Origin of the sequence: Oryzibacillus soli (assembly GCF_051594765.1) — a bacterium.
GTDB lineage: Bacteria > Bacillota > Bacilli > Paenibacillales > NBRC-103111 > Paenibacillus_AR.
Window position 1 is genome coordinate 1 of the sequence record NZ_JBPPGJ010000067.1, and the last position, 1,624, is coordinate 1,624.

The 1,624-nt window shown below is 40.8% G+C and carries 2 protein-coding genes; both read right to left on the minus strand.

Annotation, left to right across the window (positions count from 1 at the left end):
* Positions 1–313 precede the first annotated feature (313 nt).
* On the minus strand, positions 314–1,000 hold the full coding sequence (locus ACSEXW_RS28140) for a hypothetical protein (RefSeq protein ID WP_438449499.1): 687 nt from the start codon (positions 998–1,000) through the stop codon (positions 314–316).
* Positions 1,001–1,155: 155 nt separating this feature from the next.
* Complete coding sequence (locus ACSEXW_RS28145) at positions 1,156–1,431, minus strand: hypothetical protein (protein WP_438449500.1); 276 nt, start codon at positions 1,429–1,431, stop codon at positions 1,156–1,158.
* Positions 1,432–1,624 lie beyond the last annotated feature (193 nt).

Sequence of the window (1,624 nt, forward strand, 5' to 3'; positions counted from 1 at the left end):
AATGTCCCTTGACCTTCAATGTCCCTTGACCTTCAATGTCCCTTGACCTTCAATGTCCCTTGACCTTCAATGTCCCTTGACCTTCAATGTCCCTTGACCTTCAATGTCCCTTGACCTTCAATGTCCCTTGACCTTCGGTGCTTTCACATAACGTTCTTGTATTCACGAACCCGAGAGGCTTAAGGCCCGCCAGGGCCGGGTGGCTCCGCCACTTAGCCTCGCAGGGTTGTCTGCCTGACTCCACTTCCCCGAAAAGCCTCGGGCAGACCAAGGGCCGTCAGGCCCGCCGCGTGAATACGGTGTTATCGGATGTTCAGTTCTTCTCTGAAATACCTGCAAAAAGTCTGATCTCTGGAAACTGTTCTTTCCAAAATACATTCATTGTCATTAATACTTCTTTCTTTTCTAAGTCACTAATTCCATACTCATTGAAATCACTATCATGCCAAAGCTTGTAATTCAAAAAAATGTATTTCCAATATTCCTTAAGCTCACAATAAAAATCCATTGAATTATATACTAAAATTTCTTTCCAAATCTTGAATTGTTCAACTATATTCTTTCCTTCAAAAATACTCAACTCTGGTGTAACTCCCTCGTAATAAGCTCCATAAAAAACATCAACCATTCTGATATGACCAACTATATTATTATTAAGTTCCTCTAATTCTTCAGCGGGAATCCAAAGTTCATTATGCCTCGTACTTCCAACTATTTGTTCTTGGTATTTATCAATAAACGGACTATCTACATCAAATTCTGTAACGAATCCCACATATCCCGAAAACCTATCCTTTGTATTCCATTCATAAGCTATCTGATCCGCATATGCTTTATTAAGTACCGGGTAAAAAATAGGTTGTTCAGGAAGTCTAGGAGGGAAGCCTTTCAGATTTAAGTCGAGGATTAATTTCATCTCAGTCAAACCTACCGGACGATATAGTGTTTTCAATGTTTTTATTCCTTTCAACTGAATTTCCGATAACGTTGTTGTATTCACGAACCCTCACTGGCTTAAGGGGCGCCAGCCCCGGGTCCGACGGACTTAGCCAGTGCAGGGTTGTCTGCTGATTCCGCTTCCTCGAAAACCCTCTTGCAGACCAAGGGCCGTCAGGCCCGCCGCGTGAATACGGTGTTATATGAAGGATCAGCCTTCTAAGAATCACTAACAGAAACGATTTCATTTACGAGTTTTTTAAGTCCATTCTTTCCATATTCCTTACAAAGCTCTTTGGTTTTCATACTCATTTCCCAATCTTCATTATTAATATCAATTAGTAATATTCTTGATTCTTCAATCAAATTATTAATAATTCTTGATGGTTCATTCTTGAAGAATAATGTTAGTAAATCTATATTGGAGAATGTTCCCCCAGCATTGATCTCTTTTCGATATATACTTAAAAAGTAATTTATTGTCTGATACTTCATAGAATCACCTTCATTGGTCTATAAATCTATAAATCCCTTGCTGATCTTTCATATAACGTTGTTGTATCTACGAACCCACACCACCTTAAGGAAGCCCAGATCCATATGCGCAGCTGGGTCCCGACCGGCCGCGACGCGGTTAGGTGGTGCTGGGTTGTCTGCTGAATCCGCTTCCTCGAAATGCCTCTTGCAG

Coding starts and splice junctions, on each gene's coding strand:
- ACSEXW_RS28145 (WP_438449500.1), bottom strand. CDS start 1,431: ATGAAGTATCAGACAATAAATTACTTTTTAAGTATATATCGAAAAGAG.